Annotated in this window: 22 protein-coding genes; 16 read left to right on the top strand and 6 right to left on the bottom strand. The window is 34.4% G+C overall.

Annotated features, from left to right (window positions below; all coding sequences use genetic code 11):
• Window positions 1-87: 87 nt before the first annotated feature.
• From B6258_RS18500 to B6258_RS09805, 6 genes are all read left to right on the top strand, one after another.
• Window positions 88-285, top strand: coding sequence for an endonuclease toxin domain-containing protein (locus tag B6258_RS18500; RefSeq protein ID WP_338064488.1), 198 nt, complete (start codon window positions 88-90; stop codon window positions 283-285).
• Window positions 286-366: 81 nt separating this feature from the next.
• Entirely contained in the window at window positions 367-993 is a 627-nt protein-coding gene (locus tag B6258_RS09825) for a contact-dependent growth inhibition system immunity protein (protein WP_099075109.1), read from the top strand.
• A 187-nt stretch (window positions 994-1,180) separates the two neighbouring features.
• Window positions 1,181-2,467, top strand: coding sequence for a DUF637 domain-containing protein (locus B6258_RS09820; RefSeq protein ID WP_338064485.1), 1,287 nt, complete (start codon window positions 1,181-1,183; stop codon window positions 2,465-2,467).
• Between the two features lie 6 nt (window positions 2,468-2,473).
• Entirely contained in the window at window positions 2,474-2,806 is a 333-nt protein-coding gene (locus B6258_RS09815) for a zinc ABC transporter substrate-binding protein (protein WP_099075108.1), read from the top strand.
• Between the two features lie 11 nt (window positions 2,807-2,817).
• Complete coding sequence (locus B6258_RS09810) at window positions 2,818-3,111, top strand: hypothetical protein (protein ID WP_099075107.1); 294 nt, start codon at window positions 2,818-2,820, stop codon at window positions 3,109-3,111.
• A 100-nt stretch (window positions 3,112-3,211) separates the two neighbouring features.
• Complete coding sequence (locus tag B6258_RS09805) at window positions 3,212-3,457, top strand: hypothetical protein (protein ID WP_099075106.1); 246 nt, start codon at window positions 3,212-3,214, stop codon at window positions 3,455-3,457.
• A 128-nt stretch (window positions 3,458-3,585) separates the two neighbouring features.
• Here the strand turns inward: B6258_RS09805 and modE are convergent, their stop codons facing one another.
• Window positions 3,586-4,377, bottom strand: coding sequence for a molybdenum-dependent transcriptional regulator (gene modE, locus B6258_RS09800; RefSeq protein WP_099075105.1), 792 nt, complete (start codon window positions 4,375-4,377; stop codon window positions 3,586-3,588).
• A gap of 158 nt (window positions 4,378-4,535) precedes the next feature.
• On the opposite strand from modE, the gene B6258_RS09795 reads away from it, so the two are divergent.
• The 4 genes from B6258_RS09795 to modC all read left to right on the top strand — a co-directional run bounded on the left by B6258_RS09795 (window position 4,536) and on the right by modC (window position 7,688).
• Window positions 4,536-4,679 carry an AcrZ family multidrug efflux pump-associated protein gene (locus tag B6258_RS09795; RefSeq protein WP_071788544.1) on the top strand — a complete coding sequence of 48 codons (144 nt, stop codon included), beginning with the start codon at window positions 4,536-4,538 and terminating at the stop codon, window positions 4,677-4,679.
• 470 nt (window positions 4,680-5,149) lie between these two features.
• On the top strand, window positions 5,150-5,920 hold the full coding sequence (gene modA / locus B6258_RS09790) for a molybdate ABC transporter substrate-binding protein (RefSeq protein ID WP_099075104.1): 771 nt from the start codon (window positions 5,150-5,152) through the stop codon (window positions 5,918-5,920).
• Between the two features lie 17 nt (window positions 5,921-5,937).
• Entirely contained in the window at window positions 5,938-6,630 is a 693-nt protein-coding gene (gene modB, locus B6258_RS09785) for a molybdate ABC transporter permease subunit (protein WP_036938363.1), read from the top strand.
• Entirely contained in the window at window positions 6,624-7,688 is a 1,065-nt protein-coding gene (modC, locus tag B6258_RS09780; RefSeq protein ID WP_099075103.1) for a molybdenum ABC transporter ATP-binding protein ModC, read from the top strand. Before modB ends, modC begins: the two co-directional genes overlap by 7 nt.
• Window positions 7,689-7,794: 106 nt before the next feature.
• Here modC and B6258_RS09775 read toward each other — a convergent pair whose 3' ends face one another.
• The 3 genes from B6258_RS09775 to B6258_RS09765 form a co-directional block, all read right to left on the bottom strand.
• Complete coding sequence (locus tag B6258_RS09775; RefSeq protein ID WP_099075102.1) at window positions 7,795-9,897, bottom strand: UvrD-helicase domain-containing protein; 2,103 nt, start codon at window positions 9,895-9,897, stop codon at window positions 7,795-7,797.
• Window positions 9,884-12,211, bottom strand: a complete 2,328-nt coding sequence (locus tag B6258_RS09770) for an AAA family ATPase (protein WP_099075101.1) — start codon at window positions 12,209-12,211, stop codon at window positions 9,884-9,886. The genes B6258_RS09775 and B6258_RS09770 overlap by 14 nt, the downstream gene beginning before the upstream one ends.
• 267 nt (window positions 12,212-12,478) lie before the next feature.
• Window positions 12,479-12,877 (bottom strand): hypothetical protein, encoded by a 399-nt coding sequence (locus B6258_RS09765; RefSeq protein WP_206073617.1) that lies wholly within the window; start codon window positions 12,875-12,877, stop codon window positions 12,479-12,481.
• Between the two features lie 88 nt (window positions 12,878-12,965).
• Between B6258_RS09765 and B6258_RS18065 the strand changes: the two genes are divergently transcribed.
• Window positions 12,966-13,118 (top strand): hypothetical protein, encoded by a 153-nt coding sequence (locus B6258_RS18065; RefSeq protein ID WP_164996156.1) that lies wholly within the window; start codon window positions 12,966-12,968, stop codon window positions 13,116-13,118.
• Window positions 13,119-13,228: 110 nt separating this feature from the next.
• On the opposite strand, the gene B6258_RS09760 is transcribed toward B6258_RS18065, so the two are convergent.
• A complete protein-coding gene (locus B6258_RS09760) occupies window positions 13,229-14,050 on the bottom strand; it encodes a pyridoxal phosphatase (protein WP_099075100.1) in 822 nt (273 codons plus the stop codon).
• Window positions 14,051-14,199: 149 nt separating this feature from the next.
• Here B6258_RS09760 and pgl point away from each other — a divergent pair, with 149 nt between their 5' ends.
• Window positions 14,200-15,189, top strand: coding sequence for a 6-phosphogluconolactonase (gene pgl / locus B6258_RS09755; RefSeq protein ID WP_099075099.1), 990 nt, complete (start codon window positions 14,200-14,202; stop codon window positions 15,187-15,189).
• A 62-nt stretch (window positions 15,190-15,251) separates the two neighbouring features.
• Here the strand turns inward: pgl and bioA are convergent, their stop codons facing one another.
• A complete protein-coding gene (gene bioA, locus B6258_RS09750; RefSeq protein ID WP_099075098.1) occupies window positions 15,252-16,523 on the bottom strand; it encodes an adenosylmethionine--8-amino-7-oxononanoate transaminase in 1,272 nt (423 codons plus the stop codon).
• 102 nt (window positions 16,524-16,625) lie between these two features.
• On the opposite strand from bioA, the gene bioB reads away from it, so the two are divergent.
• The 4 genes from bioB to bioD are packed head-to-tail and all read left to right on the top strand — an operon-like array spanning window position 16,626 to window position 20,241.
• The gene (gene bioB / locus B6258_RS09745) at window positions 16,626-17,663 is read left to right on the top strand and encodes a biotin synthase BioB (protein ID WP_098943836.1); all 1,038 of its coding nucleotides are present in this window, start codon (window positions 16,626-16,628) and stop codon (window positions 17,661-17,663) included.
• The gene (gene bioF / locus B6258_RS09740) at window positions 17,663-18,826 is read left to right on the top strand and encodes an 8-amino-7-oxononanoate synthase (protein WP_099075097.1); all 1,164 of its coding nucleotides are present in this window, start codon (window positions 17,663-17,665) and stop codon (window positions 18,824-18,826) included. The genes bioB and bioF overlap by 1 nt, the downstream gene beginning before the upstream one ends.
• Window positions 18,801-19,565 carry a malonyl-ACP O-methyltransferase BioC gene (bioC, locus tag B6258_RS09735; protein ID WP_099075096.1) on the top strand — a complete coding sequence of 255 codons (765 nt, stop codon included), beginning with the start codon at window positions 18,801-18,803 and terminating at the stop codon, window positions 19,563-19,565. Before bioF ends, bioC begins: the two co-directional genes overlap by 26 nt.
• Window positions 19,558-20,241, top strand: coding sequence for a dethiobiotin synthase (gene bioD, locus B6258_RS09730; protein WP_099075095.1), 684 nt, complete (start codon window positions 19,558-19,560; stop codon window positions 20,239-20,241). The genes bioC and bioD overlap by 8 nt, the downstream gene beginning before the upstream one ends.
• The last annotated feature ends 450 nt before the right edge of the window (window positions 20,242-20,691 follow it).

Raw genomic sequence — 20,691 nt, 5'->3', positions numbered from 1 at the left:
TACATTGGTCTATCAAATAAACGACTGACACGATTACATCTTAACGCCAAAACATTTGACTATTATGATGGTAATACAGATTAATATATTAGTGTAAAGACATTAAATACCCAAACAGCCTCAAGGATTGAAAATCCAAGATCAATAGAAAATACATTAAATACATATATTTCAAAAATAGATAGTTATAATGGTGAAAGAAAAGGAAGTATGAGAATTATGCCTGAACAAATAAAACAGAAAACAATAGAATTGGGTATACCAGAAAATACAAATAAAGAATAATGGGATATAATAAATAATTCTATTAAAAATGCATCATCAAAGAATATTAGGATTAATATTACTATAATTGAGGATTGATTAGTGATTAAATCTAAATATTATAATTTATATGCAGATATTTACTTTAATAATGATTATTATATTATAGTAACTATTTCTGGATGTTATATCCATTTTATGGATTTTAAAAATGGATATAATATTTTATCTAATGATATCACTAATACTAAGTTAGGTTATTATGCAAAAATTTCTTTAATTAATAGCAGAAAAATAGAAAGTAACTCACAAGAATTTCATGAGATGTATAATGATAAAAAATCCTATCCAGAATGGATAAAAAAAATTATTAAAGAGTATGGCTATAAAAATAAAACAGCTCTATTTGAAAATATGAATTTATGTGGTTTAAGTATTGTAGATAATGAAATTATTATTAGACCCCAAAATCATTTACGTATGGATCATTGGGTAGGTGAGGGAATACCTGATAGTGCAATTATTACATTAAAAACCAATTGTAGTGACGAGGATTTAGGTGCTTCAATAAAAGAAGCATTTACGCGTTGNCATTTACGTATGGATCATTGGGTAGGTGAGGGAATACCTGATAGTGCAATTATTACATTAAAAACCAATTGTAGTGACGAGGATTTAGGTGCTTCAATAAAAGAAGCATTTACGCGTTGTATTAGTCGTAAAATTTAAATGGATACTAAATAAAAATAATCATGCTAATAATTAACAAAGAATAGCAATAATTACCTGAACTTTATATTAGCGGAAAGCTTACCATTGATACCCCAAAAGGCATATCTGCGGATATTAAAGCCCAAAAAGAACAATCACTAGAACAGGCATTAACGGTTTTGCCTCTTTAGTATCGCAAGCTGCGGTGTCTTTACCCTCAACAGGTAAGTTATTGCTTACTGATAACGCAACATGGAATCAAGTTGCCCAGCGTGTTGCCTCGCATTCAATCGTCAGTTCAACCCTCGGTACTGCCATTCAAGGCGGCAGTTTTATTGATAATTTTAAAATCGCGCTATTAAGCAATATTGGCAGTCAATTCTATGCAGAAGGTGCCAACCTAATTGGTGATAACGGTACGGTATTAGGACATGCAGGAAAGGTTTTAAGTCATGCAATATTATCCGGTTTATCTGCACAAATTAGTGGAGGAAATGTTAAAGGTGCAATTATAGGTGGTTTGGCTGCTGAAATTGCGGCTATTTCGTTGGGCGATAATACTATTAAGGCTGAGGAGTGGCATAAAAAATCAGAATCACAAGCTCAATTTGTTAGATTATTTGGTGGCATTGCAGGCGGTATTTTTACTGGTGAGCCAGGTGGTGTATATAGTGGCGCTAGAGGGGCTGAAAATAGTTTCCGTTACAATTATCTCTCTCATCATCAGCAAAAATTAATGGAGAAAGAATTATCTGCTGAAACTAATTATTTTAAAAAGACAGCAATTTATCTTAAATGGCTATCAGCAGATATAGGACAAGATACAGGGTTTAATGCAGGTCTTTTAGCAGGTATACCAACAGGATTGTATGAAACGATAGAAGGGCTCGCTTCTCTTGCTATAAATCCGTTAGAAACATACCAAGCTATCAAAGCGGTGATTCAAAGTGATAATGCTTTCGATACATTAACCCAAGCTGTTAAACAATCGTATATCGATCGTATTGAAAAGCTAGAGGAAGAATATCAAAAAGCAGGTGTATCTGGTTCATTTAATGCTGGTGTTGAAAGTGGAAAACTCATTTTTGATCTTGTAGGTTTATTTGCTGGTGGCGTTGGAGTTGCGAAAGGAAGTTCTCAGCTTATAGCTAAGACATCAGCTAAAATTACTACAAGAAATAAATTGATTTCTTCTATAAAAAGTGGACAAGTAGGATTAAGTGATCCTGATGCAGTTGATTTAATAAAAGCTGATATGCTTAAAAACTTTTATAGCTATAAAACTCCATCAGGTATTATTGCTGGTTATATAGACAAAAAGGGTGTTTATTATGTAACGGAAGGCAACCATAGGATGGTTGCTGCAGTGGAAATATATAATGAAATAGGAGAAATAAAATATATTAATCAATTGTTAGATAATGGAAGCTGGACTAAAATAGACAATCCTATAGTTGATTCAAAACCATTACCTGTAAGAAAAATAAAGTGAGAATATATGACTAAAAATGAAATATACATAGATATGATGTATTGGATTTTGCCTCAATTAAGAAATATTCAGTCTAGAGGAATGATAGCAAAAGCAAAGGATAAATCTTGTTATTATGAATTACAGTTAATTCATAATTTACCAAAAAAAATACTTAATCAAGATTTTGATGAAAGTGATATTTCATTTTTAAATTTTCAAGCTAAAACATATACTGAAAAATGTAGTTCAAAAATAAGTATATTATATGATGGTAATATCAAGTATATTAAAATGTTATTTAACTTGGTCCCTAATGAATTACGTCATCAATTACGATGGGATGGGCCTATCAATTAAAATGAGGATATATGGTTTTACCTCTAAGCCCAGAATGGGTACCAGGTTCATCTTATACGTATGCATGGGTTGCCATGGATAATCAAGGGTATCTAGCAAAAATGTATAATAACAATAGTGGGTGGTTACCTAAAGTACTATTATCGATACCTGATATTAAATTATATTTGGATGACTTATCTGAATATATTGATGGTGAATCAGAAAAATACAACAATAAAATAAATAAGAAGTCTAACTATATTATTGATTTATATTCAAGTTATACTTATAGAAAATATGATAAATCAAAAATAATAAAATAATAAAATAATAAAATAATAAAATAATAAAATAATAAAAGAATTTGATTTTGAATTAAAAAAATGGGATGGGAATCATTCTGATGCGGGAATAGGGGCTAAAATGGGGATGTTTCTTTTTGAAGCCCTTAATGAATTATATGAAGATCACCCCGTAGGGTATGAAGGAAAAACCAAAATGGGTGACTATTTTCGTTTTATTGTTCCAACTATTTATGCAACGATAGAAGATATTCCAGAAGAGTTAAGAAAATATATCGTAGTCTCTGATAGTCTTGATTTTACCAAAGATAGATTGCTCGATAACAATAAAATTAGCGATTATTTTACTCGCATGTATTCAGAATAAATAATTTTAATTGTTTATTCTTTAATAAAAATATTCTTCTAAAATAAAAACCATCACTTAATATTATTTATTTAAATAATTAGCAAGTGATGGTTTTATTTTTTATTTAAAAGCAACCATACTAATAATTAACACAGTGTGGCGACAATCACCTGATCGGCATTAAATAAAGCCCTTACGCTGTCATTAATATGCAATTTTTGCTCTTTAACATGCTGATTAGAACAGGTGGCACACACTTCTTGCCCACCTTCTAATGTCACCACTAATTCGCTGTTTTCACTACCCGTCTCAATTTGAGTGAGTGTGCCTGAAAGGGCATTGTCATATTGTTGTGCTAAAGAAGTCCCTTTTTCAATATTAACCCATGGCGCTTTAATTAAGATCAGTACTTCTTTGCCTTTTTTCAGGCCTAAGCGATCTGCACTTTTTTCTGTTAACGCAGCACGAATAGTCGTTTTTCTATCTGCAAGTTGCACATTAACATGCTGTTGAACTTGAAGATTATCACGCTCAATAATCGTACCAAAAAACTGGTTTCTGGCACTCGTTTGTAATGAAAAGCGAGAAATCGCCGCTAAAAGGCTATCAAGAGGGAGTGAATCATCTTTTAATACATCAAAGGCTTTTTGCTGAATTTGACCTAGCAGATCGTAAAGTTGAAGTAAGCGCTCGCAATAATGAGTAAGGGTTGCACCACCGCCACCTTTACCGCCAGTCGCTCTATCAACAAGAAGTTCGTCTGCGAGTTGATTCATTTCATTAATGGCATCCCAAGCACTTTTATAGCTAATGCCTGCCATTTTTGCCCCTTGACTAATTGAACCCGTCGCTTTGATCTGTTTTAACAGCGCAACACGACGAGGATCGGCAAAGAGCTTATCTTGAAGTTTTAGTGTTAATAATATTTCTGCTTGCATAATGATAGGCTTCTTCTTTTTTGTGTGTTTATCGCATTTTTTGTACCGACACAAAGCGATAATTCTCTAGAATATATACAACTATAGCGTTATTATTCGTCATTCGTGAAGAAATGCCAACTCTGGCTTTCCGAATATACCATGATAAAGAGGTTATCATGCTTGAATTATTGAAAAGTTTAGGGTTTGCTCTCTTGATGGTACCCGTTGTAATGGTACTCATTATGGGCATCATTTATGGTTTAGGTGAAGTGTTTAACCTGATTTCACCAAGTCAGCCAAAAGCAGATAAAAAATCATAAAATCTCCCTCCCTGATTTAGAACAGCCCTTTAGCTTAGAGGGCTGTTTTTTTATTCGCCATATTCGTCATACTTCAAGCCGTAGCGTTGTTGACTGCGTTCATTCGCACTAGTCACATACTTATGTATGTGACTAGTGACTCATTCATTTGTCGCCTAGCTGTACCTTGAATTATTTAGAATATATATACTCGTCATACTTCAAGCCACAGCGTTGTTGACTGCGTTCATTCACACTAGTCACATACTTATGTATGCTCCTAGTGACTCATTCACTTGTCGCCTAGCTGCAACTTGAATTATTTAGAGTATGTAAATTTTTCTATCTCTATTTCTATCTCCATTTTCTGTTTCTTTTTAATGGTTATATTTATTGATATATAACCAGTTTCTAACATCTAATCCTTTCATTTTACGCTGTATCTTGGTATATACAGCGTGGTCATCCTTTAATTTAAGTGGAATTAGAACATGAAAAAATTATCAGGCAAGTTACTTGCTGGCGCAGTTATCTCTTTTGCTTTAGTAAGCCAAAGTTTTGCATCGGAAAAAGTAACGGTATTTGCTGCTGCTTCTCTTACCAATGCTCTTAATGAAATTTCGGCACAATATAAGCAAGATAAACAAGGTGAAGTGGTTGCATCTTATGCATCTTCTTCAACGCTGGCTCGTCAAATTGAACAAGGCGCACCTGCAAATCTGTTTATTTCGGCAGACCAGCAGTGGATGGACTATGCAATCGATAAAAATTTAATGGTTGCAGATTCACGTCATACACTATTAGGTAATGATTTAGTACTCATTGCCCCTAAAGATAGTCAATTAAATGACGTTGTTATTAATAAGGAAACCAAATGGAAATCCTTACTTAATGGCGGAAAACTAGCTGTTGGCGATCCGGATCATGTGCCTGTTGGTATCTATGCAAAAGAATCATTAGAATATTTAGGTGCATGGGATACAGTAAGCCCAGAAATGGCTCGTACTAATAACGTACGTAGCGGTATGGCATTGGTTGAGCGTGATGAAGCACCATTAGGTATCGTATACGGTTCTGATGCGGTTGCGAGTGATAAAGTGAAAGTGGTCGGCGTATTCCCAGCTGATAGCCACAAACCTGTTGAGTATCCAATGGCAGTTGTAAAAGGTCAGGACAATAAAGCAGTTCGTGATTTTTATGACTATCTGAAAACACCTCAAGCCGCAGAAATCTTTAAGAAATACGGCTTTAGCCCACTGTAGGAATTATACTTTTGGAGATGTTAAGTGAATACGAATGGCAAGCCATCATATTAAGCCTTAAGGTATCGACTGTCGCAGTTATTATCAGTCTACCTTTTGGTATTTTTATGGCTTGGCTTTTAGTTAGGGTACGTTTTCCCGGTAAATCATTGCTTGATAGTATTATCCATTTACCTTTAGTTCTACCTCCTGTTGTGGTCGGTTATCTTTTACTGATCAGTATGGGGAGACGTGGATTTATTGGTGAATGGTTGTATGACTGGTTTGGTTTTAGCTTTACCTTTAGTTGGCGAGGCGCAGCACTTGCATCTGCAGTAGTTGCATTTCCATTGATGGTAAGAGCTATCCGATTAGCATTAGAAGCTGTCGATCAACGGATGGAACAAGCGGCGAGAACCTTAGGGGCATCACCGATAAGAGTCTTTTTTACCATAACGTTACCTTTGTCTATGCCAGGGATCATCGCAGGGATTGTGTTGGCATTTGCGCGCTCATTGGGAGAATTTGGCGCAACAATCACTTTCGTCTCCAATATTCCGGGGGAAACAAGAACCATTCCTCTGGCAATGTATACCTTGATTGAAACACCCGGTGCGGAAATGGATGCCGCCCGTTTATGTGTGATTGCAATTATTTTGGCGCTCGTCTCTTTAATGGCTTCAGAGTGGCTAACTCGTTGGGGTCGTAAAAGATTGGGGGGCGTATGCTAGAGATGAATTTTAAACAGACGCTAGGATCACTGCGTCTGGAAGTCAATACTGAACTGCCAACAGAAAGTATTACCGCAGTCTTTGGTTTATCTGGGGCGGGTAAAACTTCACTGATTAATGTGATTGGCGGTTTAACCAAACCCGATTCAGGTCGGATTGTATTAAATAATCACACACTGGTTGATACTGAAAAGAAAATTTATCTGCCACCTGAAAAACGTAAAGTGGGTTATGTATTTCAAGATGCCCGACTGTTTCCTCATTACACAGTAAGAGGAAATCTGCTTTACGGTATGTCACCGACAATGAAAGTGCAGTTTGATCGCATTATTCATTTATTAGGTATTGAACATTTACTCTCACGTTTCCCTATCACCTTATCAGGGGGGGAAAAACAGCGTGTTGCCATAGGGCGAGCCTTGTTGACAGCGCCTGATATTATGCTAATGGATGAGCCTTTAGCATCGCTTGATTTACCGCGTAAACGTGAATTACTGCCGTATTTAGAAAAGCTCTCACAAGATGTACAAATTCCTATTTTATATGTGAGTCATAGCCTTGATGAAATTATTCGACTTGCAGATAACGTCATCGTGATGGATGCAGGAAAAATTAAGGCGACAGGTAAATTGGAAGATGTATGGGCAAGTAGTGCATTACGTCCTTGGTTACAAAAAGAGACATTAAGCAGTATCGCCAATGTGATGGTAGTAGAGCATCATAACCATTACGATATGACGGCAACGGCTTTTGGTAATCAAGTGCTGTGGTTGCCTCAAATAGAGGCGAAAATCGGTCGTGACGTGCGTGTGCGTATTGATGCTTCTGATGTATCACTAACTACCACTCGTCCTTCAAATAGCAGTATTCGTAATATTTTGCATATGAAAGTGGTTGAAACCATAACGAATGATGGCCAAGTCGATGTAAAACTTGTCAATGATGGTAATTATTTATGGGCAAGGATCACGCCTTGGGCAAAAGATGAATTGAATATCCAAGAAGGGCAATGGCTTTATGCGCAAATTAAGAGTATTTCGCTAAGTCGTCATCTTTGATACGTTTGTTTTATCATTAAGTTAAAACATCAGTATTTTTAAATAGATAACCTTATTAAGGCCTGATTTAAAATTTAATTTAAATTAGGCCTGTTAAAGGAATATGTTAATCAGTAGTAGTTTTTGTTGTCCAAGGCTTTACTTCACCAAATATTTGTTTAATTCCATTTTCTATTTCAGATATATCATCTAAATATAATATTCTAAGATTTTTTATTGCGCGAGAGCAAGCTACATACAGTAGATTTTTTGTATTTATATGTTTCGTTTTAAAATCAGGACAATCGAGTAACTTTTTTCTTTCATCATCATTTTTTTGTATGAAAGAGAAATATTTTTTAAATTTATCTTTATTCCTTTTCCCAAAGCTATGTTCAAGAATGATTGCGACATTAGTATATTCTTCACCCTTAGTACCATGATAGGTATGATAGATTATATCTTCAGTTTCTACACCATCAATAAAATTAACCCATTTTATTAAAGATGAAATAGGCAAGGAGAGAAAGCTTTCAATTTTTTCTTTAGTTTTGTCTTCATTTTCATTGTTTTTATTTATCAGTATGTTTATATCATCTAATAATGTTGATTCAAATATATCGGAAGAGTTTACTTTATCTACTTGATAATGAATGTAATTTATTAATACTAGCTTTAATATATCTTTAATATGATGATTATTAAGTTCTTTAATTATAAAGTCTAACCACTCTTTTAAAGAGATAATTTTTATATTCCTTAATTTACGAATAAGCAAACTTGCTTTAGCGAAGGTTACATTCTCACTTGACACACCAAAAATATCATAATACGAAGCTATGCCATTTTGTATATCTTGATAAAGTTTAACAAAATAATAAATATGTAATACTGTGGGATGTAACTTTTCTAGTTGTTGAGATAATACCTGAGTATTTAAGTTTTCAAAATAGATAGCTGACTCTTTATATTCTTTATAAACATCACCAAATCCATTGAATTTTGCCATAAGTTCATTTGTTAATACTAAGCAGTGTAATTTAGGTACTTCTTCGCTATTTGTATTTATTAAATCATTTTTATACTCAGCTAAGAATTCTTTAGCTATAAGAAGCTTATCTTCAAAATCGCCATGAAAAAAAATAACACTACCTTTATCTCTTGTTTCAAGAAAAGGCTTTTGAATTATTTCATCATCACGAATATTATTTGCTATATTTATTATCTGAGTGTGTGAACGTCTGTTTAAATCTTTATTAATATTTTCAAGCTTATTATGAATTTCAATGATATTCTCTCCCACGCCGTCATCATAAATACATTGTGCGACATCTCCAAAATATCCTACCATCCAATTTCTTTTATTTTCAATAGCATAATTATTAATGACATTAATAAACTTAATTACATTAGGGTTTGTGTCTTGATATTCATCTATAAAGAAATAAGGATAGCTATCAATAATTATACGACAAAGGGTAGGATAGGTTTCTATAAGCTTTAGTCCGTATTCAAGTAAGGTATCATGGCTAAATTTCATTCTATGTAATATGTCAGAGTTTATTTCACTATCATAATTAACGTATTTTTCTTCACCTTTTTCTATTTTTTCCAAACAAATTTCTAACTTTTGATTGTTTAATATTAAATTAGAAACATATTTAAAATCTCGAATGTTACTTAATGCTTCATCTAAAAAAATGGGCCTATTTTCACCTATATAAGTTTGATAAGATTCTCTGAATTTTTTTGCATCATAATCTTTATTTTTATAATAAAGTTCCTTTTCTTCTTCAATGAAATTAATAAATTCTTGTTGTTTTTCTTTTAATCTAACAAAAAAATTGTCTTTATTTGGTTTGAATAAATTAATCTTATTTTTTTCTATGGTCTCTTTTATTTTCTCTTGATGACAAATCAAAAGCTGAGGTTGAGCTCTTTTAATAATTTCCCATAGGCGTTCATGAATAGTAGAAATATATATAGTGTCTGAATTTCCTAATCTATTTTTTATTTCATTTACTGCAACATTAGTATAAGTGATACAAACGACTTTTTGTGAGTTTTCTTTATTAGCCATTTTATTAATAGCAACATATCTTAATGCTTCTATTAATGAATAAGTTTTTCCAGCGCCAGCCCCCGCATTGAAACGAAAGCTTTTAAAATTATCTATATGTTTAATGATATTCTTCTGAATATCTAGTTCTAGAATTTCATTCTCGGTCATCAGATTTGACCTCTACACTTTTAATGGTTGAATCGTTAACTTCTTCTCTATAAACGGGTACTACGGTATCATTTAATGAAGAAGATTCATTACTCTGTAATTTAGTAACAAGCCAATTTAAACCATCGTTTATATAGTTAGGTAGGTTAGGTATACCATCATTTATTTCAGCTGATATAAGGCTAAAAAGTAATGTATTGGAAAATTCACTCTTACTATCAGAAAGTTTTTTCTGTAATTTATATGAATTATCAATTAAGCCTTTTCTAGAGGAATTACTATTATTTAAAATATCATTATATATTTTAGGCTTACATTCTTTAATTGTATTATTAATTATATCATTTTGATAGTTTGTTAAAATTAGAGCTTCTTCTAGACTTGTAGCGTATTGTCCTTCTATAGGATCTTTTTGAAAAATAATAAAAAAATCATCATCCTCAAAAAATTCTATATCATCAAGTTTATCTGCATCATCCTCTTTTATATTTCGAAGTTGTAGATTGAATTCTTTGAGTGTTGAATTAGTTGTTCTTCGCCCTTCGAGTTTACGGATCTGAGCGAATGTTGGATCTGAACCAGATATAAATTCTGTATGCTCTTTTTTTGCTTGTTGCCCACAGATGTTACAACTTTCATTTTTTGTATGTATTTCATTTTTTTCGCACTTTTCGCGCTTGATATCTAAATCAGTGATAATTAAGCAAGGAATACTAAGTTTTTTAGCTAATGGTAAATATAATTTTCCGTGAGCCCCATTGATGTTAAATATGGAAATATAATAGTTACAGAGAGTTGGATGATTTTCTAGATAGTAAGCTAATAAAGTTTCTTCTGTTATACCTTCAACAAAAATAATTGCATCAGAGAAAAACAATTCTGATACTTTGTACTTTATATGTTTTTTTAAAAAATTAAGTTTTTCTTTTGCATCTTCTTCGTTCTTAGAAACGAGTATATCATCGGTTAGATTTATTGCTTTAGTGCATTTATTTTTTATTGTTAAATAGTTAAAATTATTGAAAGTATGACTGCTATGGATTTTACTGTTGACGATATGAGAAGAGTGAGTGGTAATTACAATTTGGCATTGTAATATTTTGGTGTGTTCTGAGGTTTTATTTGCTAATTCTAATGCTTTTTTTACCGCATTATCAATGCGTTTAATAAAGAGTTCTTGCATCTGAGGATGCATAAAAACTTCAGGTTCTTCAATAAATAATAGATTGATACAACTAAATTGGCTTTTTTCTTCATAGCTATCTACAAAATGGATTATCTCGCCAATAATATTAATTAAATTTATATAACCTAATCCAAACTGATCTTCAGGAATATAATCTTCATTATCCATAAAACTATATTTTATGAGTCCTTTTAAGATTGCATCATAAGTAACATTACCTGATAATTCAAGATTAACTTTATTTCTATTTTCTATTTGCTCCAATATTTCTGAGATATTATTATTTTTAGTAACTACATTACTAGATATGTTCTTATTTATTTTTTTTATACTTTCTTCTAAGCTTGAATATGCTTGACGATCATTTGTGAACTGAAAACCAATTATCTTATTAAAAATTTCGCTCAGTACACCATCCTTAAGATGTCTGTTAGCTTTAATTTCTTTAATATTAATTAAATTGTTAAGAGAAAATGTATCGATTATATTCCCTAAAAAATCTTGAAATAGAAACTTATAAAGATTATTTTTTGTTTTTTCAAAGCCATTATTTTTTGAAAGTAATGAATAAAATTTTTCAAATTGTTCTTTTTCTTTTTCTTTTTCTTTTTCTTCTTCATTTGTTATATTTTTAAATATTTTTTTTACATTCTCTTTGAATATTGGGGTTTCAGATAAAATCACTTTTATTACAATTGGGATCTTAATGGGATCTTTATTTTCACTAATAGGAATAAAAGGTGATAAATTGGATATTAAATCTTCATCTTTAAAGCTTATGTTAATATTTAAGGTAAATTTTAAATATGGTGTCTCTAATTTATCAAATGTTGTCGATGGATTCTTTTTAAATTCTTTCTTGTACTCTTCAAATAATTTATTTAAGTAATATAAATTAAAGTCTGATGCTATAGGTTGTTCTTTAAATCTTAACATTCTTAGTGCATTAACAATTGTTGTTTTTCCTGTATTATTTTTACCTATGATTAGTGTTGTTGAAGGAGCAATTCCTATAGTTGATTTTTTTTCATTATTTACAATAATTGGTTCTGGTTTAACGAAGCAAATTTTGTTTTCTTCATTATAAAATTTACGGTAGTTTTCTATTGTTAGACTTTCTAAATACATAGGATTACCTCTTTTTTAATCCATATTACTTAGTTAATATCTAATCAAATATCATTGATGCCTGATTTTTTTTCAAGGTTTTCATATCTAATATATGATCGAAATCTAAAAAAATTAAATTAAATTAAAATAGTTTTCCTTTGTGATTATATTTAATTAGAATATTATTTATAAAATAAACATATGTAAAAGACCTCCTATTGGTAAGGCCTTTGAAAAATTTATTATTATTTTCTATTCTTATAGAATAGGAAAAATAGAACTAGGTTATAAAGAGAAAATATCATTTAGCCAGTTGTCTTTTTCTATGCTTGATCCAATTTTATATGGCCCGTGAATACTAGCAAAACATCCTTTACTTTCAATGGTTTTATTTTTGTTGACTACTAGCCAATTAACTACACAGATTACTAAATTGCCATAATCAACAACTCCTTCAACAATACCTATATGTAGTATCTTTATTTCAGGAGAACCTTTTCCCATCATTCGTTTTATTGCTATTCGGTCATTCTTTTTAATTTTCTGAGCTTTTTGATATTGTTGTTTACTTTCATTTTCTTGATAGCCTAAAACCCAAATTTTATTTTCTATAAATTCTTTATCTTGATGGTCTGAACCATCCCAACTTGCTCCGACTAACCAGTAATTTATCTCATTGTTCATTTATTTTTTCCATTTCTAGTCAAGTATTAGATAAAATCTACAATTTATCTTATACTTTAGTTCACTACATTAATATATGGAGTTTGATATGGCTGGAAGTATTGAATTAGAACATAGATGTCCACAATGTGGTGCTACTGCTAAAAATTCTCAAGAATTATTAGCTATTTTTGGTCTTAGAACTATGCCATCAGGTGCGACAAATCAAAGCTGGTGTAAAAAGTGTAGAAGTAAAAAATAGCTTATTTTTAGTGAATTAGTTATAAACTGAGCCAAATAATTCGAAATATGACTATATATTGTAATAATCATAAAGCTTGGCTCAGTTTATGTTTACTAACGTTTAAAGTATCAAGACAGAATATATTTATAAATAGTCTCAGCAATACCTGGCTGTGAATTCACTTTAGTAACCATTTTTGCACGCGCTTTTACTTCATCTGAAGCATTACCCATTGCAACACCTAAACCAACATGTTCTAACATACTAAGATCATTAAAGTTATCACCAAAAGCAATAACATCACTCATATTCATACCATTCGCTTCAACCCAACGTTGTAAACGGCGGCCTTTGCTGTTGCCTTTTTTAGCGATATCAACTTGATCAACCCAAGACCATTCACACTCTAAACCGACTTGTTGCTCAATTTTCTCAACTAAAGCACGTAATTCATCGTGATCAGGCGTTGTTGTCGCAATTTTCCAAATGGCATTAACATCATGCATCGCTTTATAGAAATCATCAACTTTGACAAGATTCGGGCGTTGCGTTACTGGTAATGTATCAGACCAATTGAGTGTACGTTGTACTGCTGCGGTGAGTTGGTCATACATCATTGCATCGTCAGCATAAACTAAATGGTGTACATCTGTTTGTTTAACGAGATCTAATACTGCTCTGGTTTCTTGTGTGGTTAATGGATCAGATTCCAGTACTTTTTTACCAATATAGTCATAAAGGTAAGTCCCATTACAGCAGATCGCAGGGGTATCGAGATCGAGAGCTTGATAGAATGGATGAATAGCAACATGATGACGACCTGTTACAATTAAAACTTTAACACCTGCTTTTTTTGCAAGATTGAGTGCTTCTAAAGATTCTGGCAGGATACGTTTTTGGTCATCAAGCAGTGTGCCATCAAGATCCAATGCAATAACGCGATATGACATAAATAAGCCCCTTGATAGTATTAAGATGCAATGCTGTTGATGTTACACGTTAACCAATAAAAGATAAACTAGCTTAATCGTGACAGTTTATCGTTGGTTGTTCTGTTATTCTTTATAAATCAATGGGTAATCGGTTTTAAGGAGAAGGGATGAAACAAGTAGTCTACGTAGCAAGTCCAGAGAGTCAACAAATCCATGTTTATGCATTAAACACCGAAGGTGAAATGGATTTATTGCAGGTTGTTGAGGTTGCAGGGCAAGTACAGCCGATGATTGCAAGTGCAGATGGAAAATACCTTTATGTCGGTATTCGACCTCATTTTAGTGTGGTGACATTTGCGATTGCTGTCGATGGTCAGTTAGAACAAAAGGCTATCACTTCCATTCCAAGTACTCCGGTTCATTTATGCTTAGATAAAACAGGGCGTTTCTTATTTGTACCTTCTTACCACCAAGGCAATTTAGCCGTTTTTCCTATTAATGCGAAGGGGATCCCTCAATCGCCAATTCAAATTATTGAAGGGTTAAATAAGCCTCATTCATCTAATATCGATTGGAATAATAAACAACTGATTGTGCCTTGCTTAGGTGAAGATCATATACGTTTATTTGATTTATCAGAAAAGGGGCATTTAACAGAAGCGGGTACCGAAGAGCTGACAACCGCACAAAACGCAGGGCCTCGTCATATGGCATTCCATCCTAATGGTGATGTATTTTATTGCCTAAATGAATTAGATGCGACAATCAATATATATCGTCGTATGGGGGATTTATATCGTTTAATGCAAACGGTCGATATCGTCCCTGAAACATTTAACAGTACCCGTTGGGCGTCAGATATTCATATTACACCTGATGGACGTTTTCTTTATGCGAGTGAACGCTCTGAAAGTTTTATTTGTGCGATGGCAATTTCAGAGACGGGCGACTATTTGCAACCTGTGGGTTATTACCCAACAGAAACACAGCCTCGTGGTTTTAATATTGATAACACTGGAAATTACCTGATTTCTTGTGGTCAAAAATCAGATTTTGCTTCTGTTTCTCGTATTGATAAACATACTGGCGAATTAACTGAATTAGCATGTTACCCAGTAGGTAAAGGTGCTATGTGGGTTACGATTGTAACGAAATAAAGGGGATCCTTTAACCTCTAGCGAAAATAGTCTGTCGCTAGAGGTTATCGCATTATTTCACTTTAAAGACTAACCACTTTTTCAATAGCTTGAGTGAGTTTAGTGAGGTTTTCTGGTGGCATAATAAAGGGTGGCATAATATAAATCAGCTTGCCAAAAGGTCTGATCCAAACCCCTTCATCAACAAAGATTTTTTGTAATCTTGCCATATTGACGGGCTCGTTCATTTCAACCACACCAATCGCGCCTAACACGCGCACATCTTTGACACTTTTTGCTTGTTTTAATGGCAGTAGCTCTTTTTTAAGTTGAGCTTCAAGTTGTGCAACTTGATTTATCCAATCGCCTTTTTCTAATAGAGATAAACTGGCGTCAGCAACAGCGCAAGCTAATGGATTCCCCATATAAGTAGGGCCGTGCATAAAACAACCGGCATCACCTTGGCTGATGGTTTCGGCAATATGGCGAGTGGTTAAGGTTGCTGATAAGGTCATGTAACCCCCCGTTAATGCTTTGCCTACACACATTATATCTGGCGATATTTCTGCATGTTCACAGGCAAAAAGTTTGCCTGTTCTGCCAAATCCTGTGGCAATTTCATCAGCAATTAATAAGACATCAAACTCATCACATAACGCTCTAGCCTGTTTTAAATATTCAGGATGATAAATTCGCATTCCCCCCGCACCTTGAACAATGGGTTCAAGCATCACGGCAGCAATTTCTTGATGATGTTGCTCTAGTGTTGAGCGTAATGAGTGGATATCAGTCGGATCCCACTCTTCATAAAAACCTGTTTTGGGTGCATCCACAAAGAGGTGATTAGGCAGATAACCTTTGTAAAGACTGTGCATGGAGTTATCTGGATCACACACTGACATGGCACCAAATGTATCACCATGATAGCCTTGTTTTAACGCCACAATACGTTGGCGTCTTTCACCTTTAGCCTGCCAATATTGCAATGCCATTTTCAGCGCAACTTCAACAGCAACCGAGCCAGAATCGGCTAGAAATATGCATTCAAGTGGCTCTGGTGTTATCGCTAATAATTTTCGACAAAGTGATACTGCGGGTGGATGAGTAATGCCCCCAAACATCACATGAGACATATTGCTTAGCTGTGTTGTAACGGCATTATTGAGTTCTGGGTGATTATAGCCATGAATTGCAGCCCACCATGAAGACATTCCATCAATCAGTTTTCTACCATCAGCCAAGACTAATTCAACGCCTTTTGCACTGACGATAGGGTAAGCAGGTAACGGATTACTCATCGAAGTGTATGGATGCCAAATGTGACGTAAATCGAAAGCGATATCTTCAGGTGTCATTCTATTTCCACTTAATCATGTAAACCAATGGTGATCAATTTTAGTTGACATGATAACCCTATTATTTAAACTGGCAATCACTTTTAAACAGGAGATTGTATTGTGAGCGCACTAAAACGTTGGACACTAAAAGAAGCCAGAGCACTGTTTGATATGCCATTTTTAGATTTGGTTTTTCAAGCACAACAAGTTCATCGTCAACATTTTGACCCTTCACAAATCCAAGTGAGTACTTTGCTTTCGATTAAAACCGGGGCGTGTCCTGAAGATTGTAAATATTGTGCCCAAAGCGCACGGTATAAAACGGGATTAGAAAAAGAGCGCTTAATGGAAGTGCAGCAAGTGATTGAATCTGCAAAAAAAGCAAAAGCGGCAGGTTCAACCCGTTTTTGTATGGGAGCAGCGTGGAAAAATCCACATGAGCGCGATATGCCTTACCTTGAGCAAATGGTAAAAGAAGTGAAAGCGCTTGGTATGGAAACCTGCATGACACTCGGCAAATTAGATGATTCACAAGCAAATCGATTAGCCGATGCTGGGCTGGATTTTTATAACCACAACCTTGATACCTCACCTGAATTTTACGGCAGTATCGTGACAACACGTACCTATCAAGATCGCTTAGATACGCTTGATAAAGTGCGCAATGCGGGTATTAAAGTGTGTTCTGGCGGAATTTTAGGGTTAGGAGAAGAAGTGAAAGATCGCGCTGCAATGTTAGTGCAATTAGCGAATTTGCCACAGCCTCCTGAAAGTGTGCCGATTAATATGCTTGCTAAAATAAAAGGGACACCACTTGCAGATAATGAAGATGTCGATCCTTTTGATTTTATTCGTACTATCGCTGTTGCTCGTATCATGATGCCACGCTCTTATGTGCGTCTTTCTGCTGGGCGTGAACAAATGAGTGAACAAACACAAGCATTCTGCTTTATGGCTGGGGCTAACTCTATTTTCTATGGCTGCAAATTATTAACGACAACCAATCCGACTGAAGATAAAGATCACCAGTTATTCCGTAAGTTAGGTTTAAACCCTGAACGATTAGCAGTATCTATGGGTGACAATCAGCAAGAAGAAGCCTTGATACAAGCTGTTGCCAATAAAGACACTGAACAATTTTATAACGCGGCACTGTAATGAGCTGGAAAACCTATTTAGATGAACAACTTAATGCGCGTAGAAATACGCCATTATGGCGAAAACGCAAAGTGATAAAACAAGCGAATGGACGTTTTTTGATCACAATATCAGGCGAAAAGTACCTTAATTTTTCAGGCAATGATTATTTAGGTATTAGCCAACATGCAGGCGTCATTAACGCATGGCAACAAGGTGCTGATGAATATGGTGTAGGTAGCGGTGGATCAGGGCATATCACCGGATTTACACAAGCTCATGCGCAATTAGAACAACATCTTGCAGATTGGTTAGGTTACGATAACGCATTGTTATTTTCATCCGGTTATAGTGCTAATCAAGGTGTGATTACGGCATTACTTGAAAAAGACGATGCCATTATTGCTGATAAACTTTGCCATGCTTCACTCATGGAAGCCGCAGTATTATCACCCGCTACATTGTGGCGATTTTTGCATAATTCGCCAGACTCTTTATCTCAACGACTGAATAAAACGTCGGCTAATAAAACTCTTGTGGTAACAGAAGGGGTATTTAGCATGGACGGGGATAAAGCACCATTAAGCGAAATAGCAACAATAAGCCAAAAACATCATGCATGGTTAATGGTTGATGATGCGCATGGCATTGGTGTTTTAGGTAAAGAAGGCCGAGGCAGTTGTGATGACGCGGGTATTAAACCTGAAATATTGGTTGTCACTTTTGGTAAAGCTTTTGGTGTCAGTGGGGCGGCTGTGCTTTGTAACAAGCCAACGGCAGCGTTTTTTGAACAATATGCTCGCCATCTTATTTACAGTACCTCAATGCCGCCAGCACAAGCTATCGCTTTAAATTCTGCGCTAAATGTCATTAAGCAAGCAGATAATGAGCGGGACTATCTTCAACAACTCATTGATATTTTTCGCCAAGGTGTTACTTCGCTTCCTATTAAATTATTGCCTTCGCAAACGGCTATTCAGCCATTAATTATTGGCGATGAACACTTGTGCCAAACACTTTCAGATTATCTGCAATCTAAAGGGCTTTGGGTAAAGGCAATCTTTCCACCGACAGTACCTCCTCAAAGTGCGCGTTTACGAATAACGTTAACGACTCGCCATCACCTTTCAGATATTAAGCTGTTAATCGAGACGCTTCATGCTTTCTTCAGTCAAAACAGATAAACAACGTATAGCTCAAACATTTGGTAAAGCAGCTGTTCATTATGATCACCACGCCAATATTCAGCGTTATAGCGGCAATAAATTAATGGATTTAGCACGTCATGACAGTGGCAATATTGTGTTAGATGCAGGATGTGGAACCGGATATTTCAGCCAAAAATGGAAGCAACAAGGCAAATTTGTCATTGCGCTTGATCTATCACATTCCATGTTACAGGTGGCAAAGCAGCAACAGCGGGCTGATAGTTATTTACAAAGTGATATCGAACATTGTGCGATTGCACCACAAAGTGTGGATATTGTATTTAGTAATTTAGCGATGCAATGGTGTGATGATTTATCTGGCGCTATTAAAACATTAATGAATACCGTCAATGTAAAAGGCGCACTTTATTTCTCAACACTGACTACCTTGACATTACAAGAAGTCAGAGATGCTTGGCAATCGCTTGATCGACATCCCCATGTAAATCCTTTTTTATCACTTCACGATATAGAAAAAGCGTGTTGTGGCTTTCATTGCCAATTTTCTACTGAAACTGTCACAGAACAATATGATTCATTACATGCGCTCTTTGCTTCTTTGAAGGGCGTTGGTGCTAATTTTGTGCAAGGTGATCGACAAAAAGGGTTAATGACAAGGCAGAAATTTCGAGCGTTAGAAAAAGTGTGGAAAACAAAGTCAGGTAAATACTTACTCACTTATCAAATTGTTATAGGAAAAATATCACATGGCTAAAACATGGTTTTTAACAGGCACAGATACAGAAGTGGGTAAAACTGTAGTAAGTAGTGCTCTATTACAATGTGCAGCGCATCAAGGGTATCAAACTGCGGGCTATAAGCCTGTTGCATCAGGAAGTGAGTGGCTAAATGAAGGTTTACGTAATTCAGATGCACTGACACTGCAAAAATTTAGTACGGTAAAGTTAGATTATCACCGCGTTAACCCTTATTGTTTTGAAACGCCAACATCGCCACATATTGTCAGCCAAGAAATGAATCAGCCTATTGATTTTGATGTGATGTCAGAAGGCTTGTCTTACTTAAAACAGCAAGCCGATTGGGTGTTAGTCGAAGGCGCTGGTGGTTGGTTTACGCCACTGTCAGAAAACCAATTTTTCTCTGATTGGGCTATCAATGAAAAGCTACCCGTTATTTTGACTGTGGGTGTTAAATTGGGTTGCATTAATCATGCGTTATTAACGCAACAAGCAATTATTCAGTCTGGTTTAACATTGGCAGGTTGGGTTGCAAATGAAGTTGAACCTGCGGGGCGATATCAGAAAGAATATCTGGCAACATTAAAACAGCATATTAAAGCACCACTTTTAGGCAAAATACCCTATTTAAACCAAGTAAAAGAGCATAATTTTACTTCTTACCTCGATCTTTCCTGTTTAAAACCCAGTTGATAGACCATTATTAAGTAAATTATAAAAGTCTATTTTTCATACCAATAAAAAAATAAAAAAAATAAATTTTGTCAATTTTTAGGGATATTTTAAGGTGGAAAAAAAGACGTAACCTACCGAGAGATAACAACTTTGTGTAGTTATCCACTATTCCTGTGGATAACCTTGTGTATTACCATTATAAAAATACTCTGAATAGAGAGAATACAAGGCATTGCTAAAGATTGGTGTTATTCTCAACTTTTATTTTTAATTCTTATATATCAATTAATTAAATAAAATCAATAGAGCGAATGGTGTTGGAGTGTCTCTTTGAATAATTCACAAAAAGGGGGGTTGCTTTTTGAAAAAATCCCAGTTCCAAAACTGGGGATAACTTATGCTAATTATTCAGACAAATTTTATGAGATAGAGATTGAAGCTGGATTTTTATCCAGTATCATAAGGAGT

It is taken from the genome of Proteus alimentorum (assembly GCF_002607735.1).
Taxonomy (GTDB): domain Bacteria; phylum Pseudomonadota; class Gammaproteobacteria; order Enterobacterales; family Enterobacteriaceae; genus Proteus; species Proteus alimentorum.
The sequence above is the reverse complement of the archived record's forward strand: the minus strand, read 5'-3'. Positions and strand labels throughout refer to the sequence as shown.